The organism is Flavobacterium sp. YJ01 (assembly GCF_029320955.1).
Classification (GTDB): domain Bacteria; phylum Bacteroidota; class Bacteroidia; order Flavobacteriales; family Flavobacteriaceae; genus Flavobacterium.
Map to the genome: position 1 here is coordinate 1313756 of NZ_CP119757.1, position 19503 is coordinate 1333258.

13 protein-coding genes are annotated in these 19503 nt (G+C 33.7%); 4 read left to right on the top strand and 9 right to left on the bottom strand.

Annotation, left to right across the window (positions count from 1 at the left end; all coding sequences use genetic code 11):
• Positions 1 to 74 precede the first annotated feature (74 nt).
• The gene (locus tag P0R33_RS05905) at positions 75 to 1361 is read right to left on the bottom strand and encodes an anthranilate synthase component I family protein (RefSeq protein ID WP_276174637.1); all 1287 of its coding nucleotides are present in this window, start codon (positions 1359 to 1361) and stop codon (positions 75 to 77) included.
• A gap of 276 nt (positions 1362 to 1637) precedes the next feature.
• On the opposite strand from P0R33_RS05905, the gene P0R33_RS05910 reads away from it, so the two are divergent.
• The gene (locus tag P0R33_RS05910; protein WP_223705057.1) at positions 1638 to 2012 is read left to right on the top strand and encodes a DoxX family membrane protein; all 375 of its coding nucleotides are present in this window, start codon (positions 1638 to 1640) and stop codon (positions 2010 to 2012) included.
• 56 nt (positions 2013 to 2068) lie between these two features.
• Here P0R33_RS05910 and P0R33_RS05915 read toward each other — a convergent pair whose 3' ends face one another.
• Complete coding sequence (locus P0R33_RS05915) at positions 2069 to 2611, bottom strand: lipocalin family protein (protein ID WP_276174638.1); 543 nt, start codon at positions 2609 to 2611, stop codon at positions 2069 to 2071.
• Between the two features lie 298 nt (positions 2612 to 2909).
• Between P0R33_RS05915 and P0R33_RS05920 the strand changes: the two genes are divergently transcribed.
• Complete coding sequence (locus P0R33_RS05920; RefSeq protein WP_276174639.1) at positions 2910 to 3443, top strand: hypothetical protein; 534 nt, start codon at positions 2910 to 2912, stop codon at positions 3441 to 3443.
• Between the two features lie 56 nt (positions 3444 to 3499).
• Here the strand turns inward: P0R33_RS05920 and lpdA are convergent, their stop codons facing one another.
• Both lpdA and P0R33_RS05930 read right to left on the bottom strand, forming a co-directional pair.
• Positions 3500 to 4903: a dihydrolipoyl dehydrogenase gene (gene lpdA, locus P0R33_RS05925; RefSeq protein ID WP_115886283.1), complete on the bottom strand. Its 1404-nt coding sequence runs from the start codon at positions 4901 to 4903 to the stop codon at positions 3500 to 3502.
• 386 nt (positions 4904 to 5289) lie between these two features.
• Entirely contained in the window at positions 5290 to 5748 is a 459-nt protein-coding gene (locus P0R33_RS05930) for an Lrp/AsnC family transcriptional regulator (RefSeq protein ID WP_276174640.1), read from the bottom strand.
• 447 nt (positions 5749 to 6195) lie between these two features.
• Here P0R33_RS05930 and P0R33_RS05935 point away from each other — a divergent pair, with 447 nt between their 5' ends.
• Positions 6196 to 7428 (top strand): aminotransferase class I/II-fold pyridoxal phosphate-dependent enzyme, encoded by a 1233-nt coding sequence (locus P0R33_RS05935; protein ID WP_276174641.1) that lies wholly within the window; start codon positions 6196 to 6198, stop codon positions 7426 to 7428.
• A gap of 195 nt (positions 7429 to 7623) precedes the next feature.
• Here P0R33_RS05935 and P0R33_RS05940 read toward each other — a convergent pair whose 3' ends face one another.
• Positions 7624 to 9555 (bottom strand): amino acid permease, encoded by a 1932-nt coding sequence (locus tag P0R33_RS05940; protein ID WP_276174643.1) that lies wholly within the window; start codon positions 9553 to 9555, stop codon positions 7624 to 7626.
• A gap of 366 nt (positions 9556 to 9921) precedes the next feature.
• Here P0R33_RS05940 and P0R33_RS05945 point away from each other — a divergent pair, with 366 nt between their 5' ends.
• Positions 9922 to 11082, top strand: coding sequence for a Gfo/Idh/MocA family oxidoreductase (locus tag P0R33_RS05945; RefSeq protein WP_276174644.1), 1161 nt, complete (start codon positions 9922 to 9924; stop codon positions 11080 to 11082).
• A gap of 304 nt (positions 11083 to 11386) precedes the next feature.
• Here the strand turns inward: P0R33_RS05945 and P0R33_RS05950 are convergent, their stop codons facing one another.
• From P0R33_RS05950 to P0R33_RS05965, 4 genes are all read right to left on the bottom strand, one after another.
• Complete coding sequence (locus P0R33_RS05950; RefSeq protein WP_276175693.1) at positions 11387 to 14293, bottom strand: FAD-binding and (Fe-S)-binding domain-containing protein; 2907 nt, start codon at positions 14291 to 14293, stop codon at positions 11387 to 11389.
• A gap of 282 nt (positions 14294 to 14575) precedes the next feature.
• Positions 14576 to 15880 carry a serine hydrolase gene (locus P0R33_RS05955; RefSeq protein WP_276174645.1) on the bottom strand — a complete coding sequence of 435 codons (1305 nt, stop codon included), beginning with the start codon at positions 15878 to 15880 and terminating at the stop codon, positions 14576 to 14578.
• A gap of 10 nt (positions 15881 to 15890) precedes the next feature.
• The gene (locus tag P0R33_RS05960; RefSeq protein WP_276174646.1) at positions 15891 to 17372 is read right to left on the bottom strand and encodes a family 10 glycosylhydrolase; all 1482 of its coding nucleotides are present in this window, start codon (positions 17370 to 17372) and stop codon (positions 15891 to 15893) included.
• A 155-nt stretch (positions 17373 to 17527) separates the two neighbouring features.
• Entirely contained in the window at positions 17528 to 19363 is a 1836-nt protein-coding gene (locus P0R33_RS05965; protein ID WP_276174648.1) for a PQQ-binding-like beta-propeller repeat protein, read from the bottom strand.
• Between the last annotated feature and the right edge of the window lie 140 nt (positions 19364 to 19503).

A 19503-nucleotide genomic window follows, 5' to 3' on the forward strand; every position in this document is an offset into this window, starting at 1 on the left:
GTGGCAAATATTTTTTTATTTAAAATTGAAGAAAGATAATTCGTGAAAATTCGTGCAATTCGTGGCGAAAAAAATTATTGCAAAACTTCGTGCATTGCTTTCGCCTTCAACAAACATTCTTCGTATTCTTTTTCAGGAATTGAAAGCGATGTTATGGCACTTCCAACCGAAAACGAAACATATTTATTTTCTTGATTGTACAAAATACTTCTGATTACGACATTAAAATCAAAATCTCCGTCGGGCGTAAAATAACCAATTGCACCGCTGTACAAACCTCTTTTTGTTTCCTCTAAATTTTCAATAATTTCCATTACAGAAATTTTTGGTGCGCCAGTCATGCTTCCCATCGGAAAGGTAGTTTTCAAAACATCAACAGGAGAATATTGGGCATCTAATCTTGACGTTACCGTAGAAATCATTTGATGAACTTGCAGAAAAGAATAAATTCCGCAAAGTTCTTCAACTTCAACAGAACCTTTTTGTGCTGTATGCGATAAATCATTTCGAACTAAATCGGTTATCATGATGTTTTCTGAGCGTTCTTTGGCATCAGAAACTAGAATATTTTTAGATTTTTCATCTTCAATAAGATCTGAAAAACGCTTAGAAGTTCCTTTTATTGGCTGAGAAATAATTTTATCTCCAACTTTTGTTAAATAACGTTCTGGCGAAGCAGAAAGCAAATATTGTTTATGATTTTTAAAGAAAACAGTAAATGGTGCTTGCGAAATCTCATTCAATTTCTGAAATTTCTCTAACGGATTAATAGTTGCATCTTCAGCATAAAATTCCATACAGAAATTAGCTTCGTACATATCGCCAACATGAATATGTTGGAGCATTTTATTTACTTTTTCAACATATAATTCTTTAGAAATACGTTGTTCTATTTTTAACGATCCAGAACTTTCGACTTTTGACTTTCGACTTTCGACTATTTCTTCAAAATCTTCTTCAACCTCATCGTCGCACATTATTAAATATTGAATTTCAAGATCATTTCCTTTCAGAATAAAAATTTTTTTAGGTTGAAAGAAAAACAAATCTGGAAAATTTAAACCGTCAAAATTATTAGAATGAAGATTTTCTATATCATTTTTCAAATCGTAAGAAAGATAGCCAAAAAGCCAATCTTTTGTATTTTGCTGATATTGTTTTAAATCTTCAAAAGCATTGAAATAATCTGTTTTTAAAGAAGTAAATGCATCTGCGGCTAATACGCAGTCAAAATTAGAATACTGCTGTGGATATGAATTGCTGTCTAAAAAAATGACCTCGCGAAACTGTTGCGCCCAACTTAAAAGCTGTTCTCTAAACAGTTTTGGATTGGCAATATTTTTATGAATGGAAACTCTCAAAAATGATAATTTTAAACTTCAAAATTACGACAAAATTTTTTGATAAGCCGATGCAGTAAATTTTATTAAAACTGTTAAAAATACAGCTGTTTAATAAGAAAAAATTCGTTATATTTGATATACAGTTAGTTTAATCCTAAAATTAAATTGATTTGATTGTAAAATTCTCAAAAACACAGTCAAAAATTTGTTTTGTTTCTCGTTTTGAGACTTTAAAAAATGCATCTTTTCCAATAACTTATTTATATTTTTTAACCTTAAAAAATCCTAAGTATTATGAAAATTGCCACAATTATTGTCCGCGTTTTAGTTGGTCTTTTGTTACTTTTTGCTTCTATCAGTTACTTTTTTCATTTAATGCCAGAGCCTGAAACTACAGGAAATTTTAAAGCTTTTAATGTAGGTTTAATGGCTTCGACTTATTTAATGCCTTTAGCTAAATCTATCGAGCTGCTTTGCGGAATTGCATTTGTAACAGGGCGTTATGTAACTTTAGCAAATATTTTGATCTTACCGATTACGGTAAACATTTTGTTTATCAATTATTTTCTTGCCCCAGAAGGACTGCCGATTGCAATATTATTATTTCTGGCAAACTTATTTTTGATCTACAGATACTGGAACAATTACAAAAGCATATTTACTCCATAATTTATATTCCATTTAAAAATAAAAAACCCGACAGTTTATAACTGTCGGGTTTTTGTTTAATTCGTTTTATCGTGTTTCACCCAAACCAAATCGGTTACTTTATATCCTATTTCTTGTGCTTTGATCAGAAAATCTGCTTTTACACTTTCAGGAATAGTTTTTTCTCTAGAAAGTATCCACATGTATTTTAGGCTTTCTCCAGCAACCAATGCGTATTTGTAATCTTGATCGATTGCTACAACATTATAACCTGAATAAAAAGGACCAAAAAATGAGACCTTAAGCATACCAATATTGTCTTTTTTGACAAATCTAGCTTTCCCGACACTTTCCTCCCATTTGTCTTTTCTGACATTATAGCCCTTATTATCGACTTTTATAGTTTTATCTTCGTTTAAAGAATATTCTGCCGTAACATTATTTAAATCTCTTTCCCATTTGTAATCTAATCTAGCCATTTCATACCATTTTCCGAGATATTTATTGCTGTCAAAATTGGTTACAGCTTTTGCGTTTTTAGGAATTCCTCCTCCGCAAGAATATAATGCGAGTCCAATCCCTGCTCCAATCAAAACCGGAACTATATATTTAGTTTTCATAATACTATCTTTTTTTAATAACATAAAGATAGCACATGAAATACACATCTAATTTACAAAATTTTTCTTCAAGTTTATATTTTTAAGCGTCAAAAATAATGTGTCTTAAAAATCTAAAAAAACACTTACAACATAAGAACCAAACTATTAAATTTGACAACTAACCAATGTTGTAAAAATGAAAATACATTTATTGCTTTTTTTTATTTTCTTTTCTTTTATCAGTAGATCTCAAACCCTTCAAACAGTAGACTCTTTAAACACTGAAATATGCAAGTCATTAATTCAAAATAAGAACTTGCATAACGAAATTAGGCTGAATACCATTAATAAATCTCACATCATGCCTTTTTTGGCAAAATTTGGCGATAGTATATCACAACGAAAAGCTTTCGAAAAAATGATTTATCGATTGCAAAAAAACTGTAACGAATTTAATGCACTATTCCCAAAAAAACCAACAGAAAACGGATGGGGAATGCAGGAAAATCAACCCGTAGAAAACATTACGAGAAAACAATGTGACAGTTTCCAAGAAAATTCAAAATATTATTACTGGGAAAGCACTGGCGACAAAGTCGAAGTAACTATAGATGGAAAATATTGGATAGAAAAGTTTAGTGATAACACTTTTTCTAAACTCTTTTATAGAAACAAAAGCAATTGCGAATTTGAACTTGAATTTATTGAGAGCAATAATTTATCAAGAAAAAATTTAAGCACAAAAGGCGACAAATACAGATATAAAATTTACGATGAGAAAAACAATACTTACAGCGTTTATTTAAAAAATCAGGAAACTTATTATACTTTCAAGCTAATTAAAGAATAAAAAAAACCGTCTCGTTTTTTAACGAGACGGTCTTAAAATATGATTTACGTAAAAAATTATACGTGTAAAGCTCTATTTTCAGTTGCTGCCAATGCTGCTTCTTTTACCGCTTCCGCGAAAGTTGGGTGCGCATGACTCATTCTTGAAATATCTTCAGCAGAAGCTTTGAATTCCATTGCAGTAACCGCTTCAGCAATTAAATCTGCTGTACGAGCTCCAATCATGTGAACTCCTAAAACCTCATCTGTTTTTTCATCAGCCAAGATTTTTACAAATCCATCTAAGTCAGCACTTGCTCTTGCACGTCCTAACGCTTTGAATGGGAAACTTCCAGATTTATATTTAACTCCTGCGGCTTTCAATTGTTCTTCAGTTTGTCCAACTGCTGCAACTTCTGGCCAAGTATAAACAACACCAGGAATTAAATTGTAATCGATATGTGGTTTTTGACCTGCTAAAATTTCAGCAACCATTACTCCTTCTTCCTCTGCTTTGTGCGCCAACATTGCTCCACGAACAACATCACCAATAGCATAGATATTAGGAACGCTAGTTTGTAAATGATCGTTTACTTCAACTTGCCCTCTGTCTGAAATTTTAACTCCGGCTTTGTCAGCGTTTAATCCGTCTGTGTAAGGACGACGACCAACAGAAACTAATGAATAATCTCCTTCAAGTGTGATTGTTTCTCCTTTTGCATTTTCAGCCTGAACTGTAACAGCATCGCCGTTTCTTTCAACCGATTTTACTTTGTGAGAAACGTAGAATTTCATTCCTTGTTTTTTCAACACTTTAGTTAATTCTTTAGAAAGAGAACCGTCCATTCCTGGAATGATTCTATCCATGAATTCAACTACAGAAACCTGAGCACCAAGACGTAAATAAACTTGTCCAAGCTCGATTCCAATAACTCCTCCACCAATAATTACTAAGTGTTTTGGAACTTCTTTTAAAGCCAAAGCTTCAGTAGAAGTGATGATTCTTTCTTTATCAATTTTGATGAATGGTAAAGAAGATGGTTTTGATCCTGTAGCGATTACAGTATATTTTGCTTCGATAGTTTCTGATGTTCCGTCAGCTTTTGCAACTGCAATGTGCGTTGCATCTACGAAAGAACCTAAACCATTGAAAACCGTGATTTTATTTTTATCCATTAAATAATTGATTCCGCCAACAGTTTGATCAACAACAGCTTGTTTGCGGGCAATCATTTTCTCTAAATTAATTTTTACATCTCCAGAAACTTCGATTCCGTGATCTGCGAAATGAGCAATTTCAGCATAATGATGAGAAGAAGATAATAATGCTTTTGAAGGAATACAACCTACGTTAAGGCAAGTTCCGCCTAATGAATTATATTTTTCTACAATTGCAGTTTTGAAACCTAATTGTGCGCAACGAATTGCTGATACATATCCTCCAGGACCTGAACCTATAATGACTACGTCAAATGAACTCATAGTATTTTGTTTTTATTTTAGCGGTTACAAAATTAAGCAATAAAGTTTTGTTTGAAGTTTAATTTTCAATGTTTTTTGTGTGAAATTTTGTTGTGAAGTTTTACCGCAAAGGGCGCTAAGAATTACGCAAAGGTTTCTTTTTTAATCTCGCAAAGGCGCAGAGTCGCAAAGTTTTTTAAGGCAAAGATTATCACGAACTATTGTCATTTCGACTGAAAGGAGAAATCTCCGCAAGAAGCTCGACAAAGATTGGAAATATACTTTGTGGTGTTTCGTGTGCGATTTCTCCTTTCATTCGAAATAACAAACTGGGCGTTAGACGCACTGCAGTGCGTCTCTACAAAAAAAAACTTTGAACCTTTGCCACTCTGCAACTTTGAACCTTCCTAAAAAGAAATCACCGTCGAATTCTTCACTTCACTAATCATAAACATACTTTGTGTGCTTCCAATATGTTGTAACGAAGTTAATTTGGTTACTAAAAATTCCCTGTAAGCTTCCATATCTTTTACTAAGACTTTTAGAATATAATCGTAATCGCCACTTACGTGATGGCATTCTAAAACTTCGTTGAGTTTGATGACTTCGTTTTCAAATTTTGTCAAGAATTCTTTGGTGTGCTGAATCAATTTTAAATGGCAAAACACTACAAATCCTTTTTCGATTTTAGATTTATCGACTAAGGCTGCGTAGTTTTTAATTATGCCTTCGCGTTCGAGTTTTTTAATTCGTTCGTAAACCGCAGTCACCGAAAGATTGAGTTTTAAAGACAATTCTTTGTTAGTTTTTTTACTGTCGGTTTGTAATAATACCAAGAGTTTTTTATCGATTTCGTCTAAAGTCATAATGGTGATGGTTTTTGGTTGAAGGTTTTTGGTTGATTCTTGATAGTTATTGAAAAGAATGAAAATCTACTGAGTTACACTTTTTACATCAAATTTAGATTAAAAATCATAAAAAATACAATTTTATAGTTTTAAAATCCAATTATTAGATAAATGGTTGATTAATTTTCTGATTACACTTTACTTTGAATAGAATTTCTTTTGAAAACGAGAGTCCTAGCCCAGATTGAAGTGGAAAGCCCGGAGTAAAAAAGGCAAAAGTTTCTTGTTTTAAAAAAGCGACCAACGGAAGCTCTTTTTAGAACATTGGAAACTTTGACTTTTTTATGAGGACTTGAAACGGAAAGCTGGAATAGCTCCTAAAAATTATTGTTTCAGGTTTTAAGTTTCAGGTTGTTGGAACTTGAAACCTGAAACTTGAAACAAAACAAACAAAAACTAACTATTATGAAAGACTTTAACCCAGCAGATAAAATTCAAGATTTGCAATACTTTGGTGAATTTGGCGGTGTGAATCCGTCGATTTCTGATTCTTCGACTTATACTTTTCTTTCGGCGAAAACTATGTTTGATACTTTCGAAGGGAATATGGAAGGCTGTTATTTGTATTCGCGTCATTCTTCGCCAAGTAATTTGTATTTAGATCAGGCTTTGGCAGCGATGGAAGGAACAGAAACAGCAAATGTCTCGGCTTCGGGAATGGGAGCGATTACGCCTACTCTTTTGCAATTGTGCGGTGCGGGCGATCACATTGTTTCAAGCCGAACTATTTATGGCGGAACTTACGCTTTCCTTAAAAACTTTACACCAAGATTCGGAATTGAAACGAGCTTTGTTGACATTACAAAATTGGATATTGTGGAAGCGGCAATTACGGCAAAAACAAAAGTTTTGTATTGCGAAACGGTAAGTAATCCATTATTAGAAGTTGCTGACATTCGTGGTTTGGTTAAAATTGCTAAAAAACATAATTTGAAATTAGTTGTCGATAATACGTTTTCGCCTTTATCAGTTTCTCCTGCAAAATTGGGTGCTGATATCGTGATTCATAGTTTGACGAAATACATAAACGGAAGCAGCGATACGGTTGGCGGTGTAACTTGTGCATCGAAAGAATTTATTAATTCGTTGAAAAATGTAAATTCTGGAGCTAGTATGCTTTTGGGACCAACGATGGACAGTTTACGTTCTGCAAGTGTGATGAAAAATCTGAGAACACTTCATATCCGAATTAAACAGCACAGTCATAACGCGCATTTTCTGGCGGATCAATTTGAAAAAGACGGTTTAAAAACAGTTTATCCGGGATTAAAAAGTCACCCGAGTCATGAATTGTACAAAACGATGATTAATCCAGAATATGGTTTTGGCGGAATGCTGACAATTGATGTTGGCACTTTGGAAAAAGCAAATGAATTAATGGAATTGATGCAGGAACGAAACCTTGGATATTTGGCGGTAAGTTTAGGTTTTTATAAAACGTTATTTAGCGCGCCGGGAACCTCAACTTCGAGTGAAATTCCGTTAGAAGAACAAAAAGAAATGGGATTAACAGATGGTTTGATTCGTTTTTCTATTGGTTTAGATAATGATATTGATCGTACTTATGAAATGATGAAACAGTGCATGATTGAGCTTGGGATTTTGAAACTTTCCAGCCCACGGGTTTTACAGGTTTAACAACTCTTGTTTGTCATTTCGACGAAGGAGAAATCTCCGCGAAAAGCTCTACAAAGATTGGTTTTTCGTTGCGGAGTTACTTGCGGAGATTTCTCCTTCGTCGAAATGACAAAAATGCGATAAAAAAAGCCGTTCTGAAATCGATCAGAACGGCTTTTCATTTATAATTTACAATTAACAACTAATAATTAACAACTAATAATTAACAACGTTTAGTTTACTATTTTTTCGGCTGTAGCCAAAGTAAATCAGCAATCCGATTATTAACCAAACTGTAAAATAAATCCAGTTCCAAACGCTTAATTCGGCCATCATATAAAGACAACAAATTAAACCTAAAAGCGGAATTAAAGACAGGTTTTTTCTGAAAGCCCAAACGGCTAATCCAACTAAAACAAATAAGAATATCCACATTGGAATTTTGTGTTTGAACAAACTAAAACCTGATTCGTATTTGTCAGCATCAGCAATTGGCAAGCCTTTTACAACTTCAGCATATTTTGCTTCGTCGTCTTGATATTGTCCTAATAAATGTTCTAAATCTGATGTTTCGGCAGTTTTGTTGTTTACTTCGATACTTTCTAAATACTTGAACACTTTTTCAGATTCAGATTTATCTAAAGATGTTACAATTGAAGTTGCATCATAAATCTGCGGCTCATTATTAATAAAAGCCATTGTCGCTTTATTGTTGAATGCAAAAGCATAATACAATCCCGCAATCATTAAAACTGGCAAAATGAATTTTGAATTCACATAAGGTGTTTTGAATTTTCCTCTTGGAATTTCTGGCTTATTTTGCAATACTAAAACTCCTGCACAAACCAATACAAAGGCAAATAAAGTTCCGATACTGCATAAATCAGTTACCATTGTCAAGTTCAAAAACAAAGCTGGAACTGCAACTACAAAACCTGTTACAATTGTAGCAAAAGATGGTGTTTTAAATTTTGGGTGAACCGTAGAAAATTTCTTTGGCAATAAACCATCACGGCTCATGCTCATCCAGATACGAGGCTGTCCCATTTGGAAAACCAATAAAACACTCGCCATTGCCACTACTGCACTTACGGCAATAATTCCCGACATCCATTTTAAGTCTAATTTATCGAAAACAAACGCCAGAGGATCTCCAACATTTAATTCGTGATATTTTACCATTCCGGTTAAAACCAAAGCAATTGCAATATAAAGAATCGTACATATAATAATTGCCCACATCATTCCCCGTGGTAAATCGCGCTGTGGATTTTTACATTCTTCTGCTGTTGTTGAAATAGCGTCAAAACCAATATAAGCAAAGAAAACTGCTGAAACTCCTTTTAAAACTCCGCCAACTCCATTTGGAGCAAACGGATCCCAGTTTGCTGTATCAACATAAAATATTCCAACTGCAATTACTAAAAGTACAACACAAAGTTTCACCACAACCATTAAGTTACTCGCATTACGAGATTCTTTCATTCCTCTGTAAACCAAAGCTGTAATCAAAATAATAATGAATAATGCAGGAATATCAGTAACGAAGTGAAATGATCCTAAAGTTGGCGCCGTTGTCCACGCTGTGTGCGCTTGTTGCAAAGCAGTACTTAAATTTTCGAATGATTTTCCGCCTCGCATTAAAGCTTCGGCATCTTTAAATCCATTTGAAGCGGTTAAATAATCCATTTGAATCCATTGTGGGAGATGAATTCCACCGCTTTGGAGAAGTCCCGTAAAATAATCACTCCAAGATATCGCAACGGTTATATTTCCGACGGCATATTCCATAATTAATGCCCAACCGATAATCCAAGCGATTAATTCTCCAAAAGCAACGTACGAATAGGTATAAGCACTTCCTGAAACTGGAACCATTGAAGCAAATTCGGCATAAGCGAAAGCGGCAAAACTACAAGCCAAAGCGGTAAATAAGAATAAAAAGATTACAGCTGGACCTCCATCTGCACTGGCTTTTCCAATTGTACTAAAAATTCCTGCTCCAACAATAGCTGCTATTCCGAATGCAGTTAAATCTCTAGTGGTCAAATGTTTACCTAGTGCATTATGACCATCTGATTCGTTCTGAGCAACCTGCTTCAGAATATCCTGTACTGTTTTCTTTCGGAATAAACTTGAAAATGCCATATATGTTTTGCTGTTATAAAATTAATTTAATTCAGTCGTTTTTGTTTTATTTTGCAAATAATGCAAATTTTATCGTTAAATCAAATTTATGAAACGATTTTGTTTTGAGCAGTATTTTTTTTGCCACGAATTGCACTAATTTCTCGAATTATTTTTCTTGCCACAGATTAAAAGGATTAAACTGATTTCGCATAGATTTAAAATGATTTCAGCAGATTCTCGCAGAGTTTATCTATATTCTAATCTTAAAATTAAGTCTGCTTAAAATAATACTTTTTTAATCTGTACAATCTGTGGCTAAAAAATGTAACATTCTTCAAAATGAGTTTACTAATTAAGAGTATTTAATTTTTAAAGAATCATTTTATGGAAAAAATTACAAGGCGTTCTTTTGTTAATAAATTTGGACTTGGTGTTGGAGCTTCGGTCGTTATGACTACGCTTCCTTCTTTTATAACTGAAACAGAAAAAACACATATCCCGTACACAGGAAAAAAATTAAATATTGCGTTATGCGGATTAGGAAACTATGCTTCTTTATTAGCAGAAGGTCTTCAGGTTTCTGAATATTGCCAGCTTACTGGAATTGTTACTGGCACGCCGTCTAAGGCAGAAACATGGAAAAAGAAATACAATATTCCTGAAAAGAATATTTACAACTACGAAAATTTCGATTCAATCGTAAAAAACAAGGATATTGATTTAGTATATGTTGTCACTCCAAACGCATTGCATAAAGAATTTACTGTTCGCGCTGCAAAGGCTGGAAAACACGTTATTGTCGAAAAACCAATGGCAATTACTGCCGAAGATTGCGAAGAAATGATTAAAGTCTGCAACCATAATAATGTACAATTGGCAATGGGTTATCGCTTGCATTACGAACCTAATCATCTAGAAATAAAACGACTGGGACAAGAAAAAGTCATGGGACAAGTTCGTTACATTGAAACTGGACTTGGTTATAGCACTTATGATGTTCGTGACATCAATAAACCTGTTGATCTAAACGCCCGCAACGAATGGAGACTGACTAAAAAATGGGCTGGCGGCGGTTGTTTGATTAATTTAGGAATTTATTGCATTCAGGTTTCACGTTACGTTTTAGGCGAAGAACCAATTGCCGTTACTGCACAATTTGGACATGTCAATAACAAAAATATGTTTTCTCAAGTTGAGGAAAATATCACTTGGCAAATGGAATTCCCGAGCGGTGCCGTTGCGAATTGCAGCAGTTCGTGTGGTTTTGGAATTGATCGTTTTTACGCTGCCGCAGATGAAGGTTTCTTCGAAATGAGTCCTGCTGTAAGCTATGGACCTTTTAAAGGAAAAAGATCTGATGGAAAACCATTTAATTTTCCGGTTATCAACCAACAGCAAACCCAAATGGATGAGATTTGCAAAGTCATTTTAGCAAACCAAAAACTTCCAAATCATATTACAGGCGAAGAAGGAATTAAAGATGTTAAAATTATCAACGCCATTTATAAAGCCGCTGAAACAGGCAAAAAAGTAAGTTTAAAATAGTTTTTTTTTGCCACAGATTAAAGGATTAAAATGATTTTTTCTCGTTTTATGTCATTTCGACGAAGGAGACTCGAGCGATAGCGAACAGGCGGAGCAAATCTCCGCAACTAACTCCGCAACGAGAGTCCAATCTTTGTCGAGCTTCTCGCGGAGATTTCTCCTTCGTCGAAATGACAAACTTTAAGGATTAGCTTTGTTTAAAATATTCTTTAAAAATCATTTTAATCCTTTAATCTGTGGCAAAAAACCTTAGCGCTCTTTGCGTAATTCTTAGCTCCCGATAGCTATCGGGATTTCTGTTAAATTACTTTAAACAATTTCTCAAAATACTAACCGGATGTTGTGCCTCACGTTTCGTTCCATCATAAATTTGATGACGACAACTTGTTCCTGCTGCTGCGATTTTTACGTTTTCTGCCGTGTTTCTTACTTTAGGAAATAAAGTATCTTCGCCCATTTGCATGCTTACTTTATAATGTTCTTTTTCATAACCAAAAGAACCTGCCATTCCGCAACAACCTGAATTATAAATCGTAACCGTATTATTTTTAGGGAGATTCAACATAGCAAAAGTTGCCTCAACCGAACTCAAAGATTTTTGATGACAATGTCCGTGAATCTTAATTTCTTTGGTCTCTTCGGAGAATGAATCTGGAGTTATTTTTCCGTCGATGATTTCTTTTTTAAAGAATTCTTCAATTGTAAATGCATTTCTTGATAATTTTTCGGCAGCTTCTTTATCATCAGCTAAACGAAGATATTCGTCCCTGAAAGTCAAAATTGCCGAAGGTTCGATTCCAATCAAAGGAGCATTCGCCAAAACCAAATCTTTAAAGATATTTACGTTGTGATTGGCAATTTTCTTGGCTTCTTCTAAAAATCCTTTCGAAAGGTACGTTCGTCCGCTTTCTTGATGCTCTATAACCAAAACCTGATACCCTAATTTGGTTAATAATTCGAAAGCATCTATTCCGATATTGACATCATAATAATTTGTGAATTCATCCACAAACAAATACAATCTTCCGTTTGGAAAATCTGTTCCAGTCGGTTTATTGTTTGCATACCATTTTCTGAAAGTCTTTTTCGCTAAAAGCGGAACTTGTCTTTCAGGCGCAATTCCCATTGATTTTTTAACCAAAGACTGATTCGAAATAAAATTCGTAATCGACGGGAATAAACTTCCCATTTTATTCAGTTTGGCGTTGTTGGCAAAAATTTTACTTCGGGTCGAAAATCCGTTTGCTTTTTGATATTGATATAAAAATTCAGCTTTAAGAGTCGCAACGTCAACATTACTCGGACATTCGCTTGCACAGGCTTTACAGCTTACGCATAACTCAAAAACTTCGTATAATTCTTTTTGGTCAAATTTGTTTTCTTTTTCAGAATACGTCAGATATTCACGTAATGCATTTGCACGCGCACGAGTAGTTTCTTTTTCATTTCGGGTCGCACGATAACTTGGACACATTGCTCCGCCCGCAGAAGGCATTTTTCGGCAATCGCCAGAACCGTTGCATTTTTCGGCAGCGCGCAAAATCCCTAAACTGTCTGAAAAATCTTGAAACGTTTTAATATCTGGTTCTACTCTTCCAGAAATCACACGATGATTTTCATCCATTTTCAGCGCATTGACAATCTTTCCGATATTCAAAACTGAATTAGGATCAAAAGCTAATTTTAATCTTTTTAGCAGCTCGTAGTTTTTATCACCAATCATAAACGGAATAAATTCTCCGCGCACAATTCCGTCGCCATGTTCACCACTTAAAGAACCTCTGTATTTTTTAACCAAATGCGCTACATCTGTCGCAATGGTTCTAAACAGTTTTAAATCGGATGTTTTCTTTAAATTCAAAACAGGGCGAAGGTGCAATTCTCCAGCACCAGCATGCGCGTAATAAATTGCTTCTTGTCCGTGGCTTAACATCATTGCTGAAAATTCTGCAATATAAGCTGGCAAATCGCTTAATTCCACCGCAGTATCTTCAATAGAATCGGCTGCTTTATTGTCACCCACAATACTCCCTAAAAGTCCAAGACCTGCTTTTCTCAGTTCGTTGGCTTTATCAATATCTGGTCCATAAATTTTGACACTAGCGTATCCAAAATTGTGTTTGTCTAAATCTGCAATTAGCGCATCTGCTTGTTTTTCTGCATCTTCTAAATTGTGTGACGCCACTTCAAAAAGCATAATTGCTTTTGGTTCGCCAACCAAAAAGAAGCGGTTTTTAATATGTTCACGATTCGTTTTAGTACAATCTAAAATCGTATCGTCGATCATTTCACAAGTGTACAAATGATGTTTCATTGCCACCACAACAGATTCTAAAGATTCCTGAATCGTATGATAATGCGCCACAACCATAATATTATGCGCGGGCGGTAAATCGTCTACTTTTAAAGTGATTTCGGTTGTAAAAGCCAAAGTTCCCTCACTTCCGCAAAGTAATTTCCCAATATTTATTGTTGGTTCTGTTCCTCCAAAAAGTTCAGATTTCAGCAAAATATCAACAGCATATCCCGTATTTCGTCTGTGAATTTCTGGTTTTGGAAACTCTTTTATAATTTCTTCCTGATTTTCTTTTACAGAAAGTTCGTCGTAAACACTTTTATAAATTTTATTTTCTAAAGTATCTCCTTTCGTTTTCTCAATAAATTCAGCCGAAGTCAATTCACCAAAAGACACTTCTGTCCCATCACTTAAAATGGTTTTTACCTCAACAATTTTATCGCGAGTTACACCATAACGGATTGAAGTGGTTCCAGATGAATTATTTCCTACCATTCCGCCGATCATTGCTCTGTTTGAAGTAGAAGTAATTGGAGCGAAAAACACATTATAAGGTTTTAGAAATAAATTCAGTTCATCACGAATTACACCTGGCTGAACCGTTACCGTTTTTTTCTCAGCATTATACCCTAAAATTTTTGTGAAATGTTTCGAAACATCAATCACCAATCCGTCTCCAACTGCTTGACCTGCCAATGACGTTCCCGCTGTTCTTGGCGTTACAGAAATATTATGTTTTGCCGCAAAGCAAATTAATTTACTGATATCTGCCGTAGTTTTTGGCAATGCCACAGCATTTGGCCTAATTCTGTAAACCGAAGCATCGGTAGAATAAAGTGTTTTATGAAGATCATCATATAAAAGTGTGCCTTCTAATGATTCTGATAATTGCTGTAACTCTTGGTTTGACATTATATTCTAATTTGTTGTCTAAAACTGATTTTATTTTTTTGTTGATGAGATTACAAAATTACTGTAATTTCAATAGTTATGTTTCTTTTTTTTTTGCCACAGATTAAATGGATTAAAAAGATTTTTTTTATTGGTTTGCCACGAATTACACTAATTTTTGCTAATTTTTTTTAATAACATTCATACACTTATATATTTTTAGAATCCTTTTAATCTGTGACTATTTTTTTCTTTATAGATTAAAAAATTAATTCGTGTAAATTAGTGTAATTCGTGGCAAACTTTTCACCTATTGATTTCTCTCCAGATTTTTGCCATAAAATCATCTTTGTACATTAATCTGTTTGTTCGGGTTGGATTTACTCTATTGGTTAAAATGATGAGAAATCTATTATTATCAGGATTCATAAAGAAAAAAGTTCCCGTAAATCCTGTGTGTCCAAAATCATTTGCTTTGAAAAATTCGTCTGGTTTTCTTTTATCGAAACCAAGTCCGCGGTAGATTCCTTCTTTTGCTAAAGGCGATTGTATAAACTCTTTTACCACTTTTGCTTTTAGAATTTGTTTTCCTTTAAATTTTCCATCATTTAACAACATTTGGCAGATAATCGAAATAGATTGCGCATTAGCAAACAAACCCGCATTTCCAGAAACACCTCCAAAGATTGCAGCTGCTTCATCGTGAACATATCCTCTGATTGTATCTTTTCTAAAAAAATTATCCAATTCTGTAGGCGTTACATTTTCGATAGAAGTCCATTTTAAAGGATTATATCCAATTTTAGAAATACCTAATTCGGTATAAATTTCTTTTGTCAATTGATCGAGTTTCTTTCCCGTTTTAGCTTCAATCATTTCTTTTACTAAAAGCAAATTCAAATCGCTGTACACATATTTTCCTCGTTGATTAACGTTGGCATGAGCAATCTGATTATAAACTGTTTTGTAAAATTCAGGTTTCAGCCACATGTTTTTATAAATCTGAATCCAATTTTCTTTTGGTGTAAATGAAAGATAATTAGTATCATAAATAATATTCTTATTTACGTACATTGTATCAAACAATTCTGGATAATCTGCTGATTTTTGATTGCTCAACAAAGGCGAACCATCAGGCGTTGAAAGCAGATCTTGATAAAAAGTAATACTCGCTTTTAATCCTGAAGTATGCGTTAATAATTCGAAAAGTGTTAAATCGGCAATTGGTGTATTTTTGAAAAAAGGAACTGCATCGCCCAATTTATCTGTAATTTTCATTTGATTCTCGCCCACCAAACGCATGGTTACTAATGTTGCACCCAAAACTTTAGACATCGAAGCCAAATCGTAAACATCATCATTTTTTACGGGTTGTTTTTTCGAGTAATCTTCGAAACCATAATTTTTTGAAATATACACTTCGTCTTTACTTCCAACAATAACTTGGGCGCCAGGAAAAAATCTTTTTTCTAATGCATTTGTCATCATCGAATCGATATAAACTTCATTTTGTTTTACATCGAAAGTTTTTTTAGAATTTTTCTGAGTATAACCACTGATTCCGAAAAGAATCAAAAATGCGAATACAATTTTAGCTGTTCTGTTTTTCATTATTGTATTTTTATTTTGTTGAGAATTCTACTGGACTACTTTCTGTCTGAGTTTGACTCAAAGCAGAAACAGCATAGACATAATTTTCTAAATCAGGATTTTCAACTTTCAATTTTACTGCTGTTGTTACATAATAAATATTAGCTGGATTGGAGAAATCTGTAATTTTTCCTTTCGGAAATCTGTAAATTACATATTTCTTATCATACATTTCAGCCTTCCAATTTAATATTGCTTTGTCGCCTTTTTTAGTAATTATTGCATTAGTTGGCGGTTGCGGTTTTATTCTTGTAATTCTATTAGCTTCGGGCGTTAAAGCGATATATTTATATGGTTTTTGAATAAGAGCATTTCTTAAAGTATCTCCTTTTTTAAAGAATGAATTTGCTGTAAAATGCATTGAACCGTCTATTTGAGGAATTTTTCGAATCATTTCAATTTGTTTCACAATCTCATCGGGACTTCTCCATTCTAACTCTTTCGCTTTAGTCGAAATTTTATAATCGCCGTGACCAACATAAAGGTTTGCACCATATTTATGATCTGCCCACCATTTTGCCAAAACTTCAAAATTAGCTCTATCAAAACCAATATGCCAATACAATTGTGGCGTTACATAATCTATCCAATTTTCTTTTTGCCATTTTAAAATATTGGCATACAAATCGTCATAATTTGTGGCTCCCGCCTTTGTGTTAGAACCTTGAGAATCTTTCGCAATATTACGCCAAACGCCGAAAGGCGAAATTCCGAATTCAACTTCAGGTTTATTCGCAATAATAGTATCTCTGATTTGCTTGATGATTAAATCGACATTATCTCTTCTCCAATCGTCTTTATCTTTAAACTGACGCGGCTCTTTAGCGAAAGCTTTTTCATCTGGAAATTCTTGTCCTTCAATTTTATAAGGATAAAAATAATCATCCATATGAACGGCTTGAATGTCATAATTACGAACAATTTCGCCAACTACAGAAGAAACAAAATCTCTGGTTTCTTTATAACCTGGATTAAAATATCTTGATTTTCCATACGTTAAAAACAATTCAGGCTTTTTGAAAAATAAATGCGATTTGGTCAAAACATCTTTTACAGTATCTTTTTGTACACGATAAGGATTTAGCCAAACATGAACGTTCATTCCTCTTTTTCCAGCTTCATCAATCATCATTTGCAACGGATCAAATCCTGGAGCAATACCTTGAGTTCCTGTTATCCAATGCGAAGCTGGCTCTTTTGTCGATTTGTAATATGCATCGGCAGTTGGGCGAATTTGAAAAATTACCGTATTCAGATTATTAGATCTTAAATTGTCTAAAATACTAATCATTTCGGCCTTCATTTGTTTGTCTGACAATCCTGGTTTTGATGGCCAGTCGATATTGTCAACAGTAGAAATCCAAGCTGCACGCATTTCTCTTTTCGGTGATTCCTGACTGAAGAGTTTTGTTTGAAAGAGCAGTATTAGGATTATGAATTTTATGGTTTTCATAAGGTTGTGTTTTTGATTGATCATCCTAACAGGTTTTCAAAACCTGTTAGGTCTCTAACTGATATTTATACAAAGTTAGAATTAGAATTAGAACTTGAACTCTGTTCTTATATAATACCTAACAGGTTTTGAAAACCTGTTAGGATAACCAACGTTTATTCTAACAAATAAATTCCTCCTTCGATAAGTGATGTCCAGACTTGTCCTTTATCATCAACTGTAAAGCCATTAATGCTCGAACTTCCTAGATTAATTTGTTTTATAATTTCAAACTTTTCAGCATCTACAATTATAACTTCTCCTTTACGGCTTCCGATATAAATTTTATTATTTTTTTCTAATATTCCTGCCGGATTATGTTCATATCCAAGCTTTAAATCTAAAACTTTGCTTTGAGAAATTACATTTTCTTCTGTTAATTCAATATCATCGTTAAGCGGCACTCTTACCAATTCTCCATCCATAGTTTTTCCATAAAACCACTTTCCATCTTGGCTTTTACCCATAGATTCTCTGATTTTCCATTTCGAAGTTCTTAAAAGCGCCTTCCCTGTTTCGATATCCAAAATGGTCAAGAAACGTTGTGGCGTAACAAAATAAAGTCGGCTTTTTGTCGAAACCATATTTACATTTCCAGCAGAATATAAGATTTGCTTATCATTTCCATTATTCCATTTCCAGATCAAATTTCCTGTATTTTTATCTAAACAATAAACGTACGAATCCCAAACTCCAAAAATTATTTTATCGCCTTCTATCAACGGAATTCCTTGCGAATAAGACGCAGGTAAATTATTCTTCCAGATGACTTTACCTGTCACAGCATCTGCACAAACAAATGCTGTAGAACTTGCTGTATAAACTTTATTATTTTCTGCAATTGGCGAACCTACCAAAACGCCTCCAACAGGAATTGTCCATTTTTGTTTTCCTGATTGTGTATCAAATCCTTGTAAATTACCTTCGATTGTACCAATTACAAGTGTATTTTTAATAATTATCGGTGAAAAATAAATTGAATTTCCTGTTTCTGTTTTCCAGTTCACATTTTTATTTTTCAGATTGATTGATTTTATTTCTCCAATCGAATTAGTAAAATAAATATTCTTTTTATCGAATGCAGGAAGACTGTAAATCGAAGCAACATCTTTAATAAAAGGAGATTGCATTACCAAATTATCTTTCGGAATTTCGATTTTAGAAGGTTTTGAGGGAACTGAAAACCTAAAAATTGCTGGTTTATCTATTTCTTTTTGATAAATACTAATACTGTCTTTACTGATAATTACTTCATTATAACTTTTTGTTTTTCCGTCAAGCGAAGTTATCGATGTTCCCATTATACCGCTCAAACCAGAGAAATCATATTTTTTTAAAGTGTGTCCGTGACCGCAAAAAGTGGCAACAGTTGGATATTTTTGTAAAACAGAAAGTACTTCTTTGTAATTACTCACGCTGTTATCTAACGGATAATGAGCAAAATTCAGTACTTTTTTATTATTATTTTTAAGATTTTCTTGAAGAGTTTTATCGAGCCAAAGCACATCTTCATGTTTTACAAAACCGTCTCCCATTTTCATATAAGGTCCGCATGGAAATCCGATAAAAACATAATCTCCTTTCGAAAACACAAAACGATCTTCTCCAAATATTTTTTTATAAGTCAGACCTGCACTTTCGCTCCAATTGGTTTCGTGATTTCCTGAAATGACATAATAGGGAATTTTCAATTTTGAAAGTATTGAATGCACTTGTTTTAATTCGTCATCGGCACCGCGATTGGTTAAATCACCCGTTACAATTGCAAATTCAAAATCAGAATTATTGATTTCTTTTACAATATTCTGCAATAAAAAATCATTGTCGTTTCCTACTGAAACATGCAGATCAGTAAGCTGTACAAACTTGATCTTTTCTGATTTTTCTGCATTTTGAGAAAAACCCGAAACAATTATAAAAAGCAATAATATTCTTGAAAATAAATTTTTCATAAGTTATTTTTTAATTTATTGAACCTTCATTTAAATTATATTGTGATCAAGTCGAGTTGATTTCTTCATTTTTTTCACGTAGATTCAGCAGATTTAATTCTCGATAATCGCGAAAAAAAATCATTTAATCTGTGGCTATT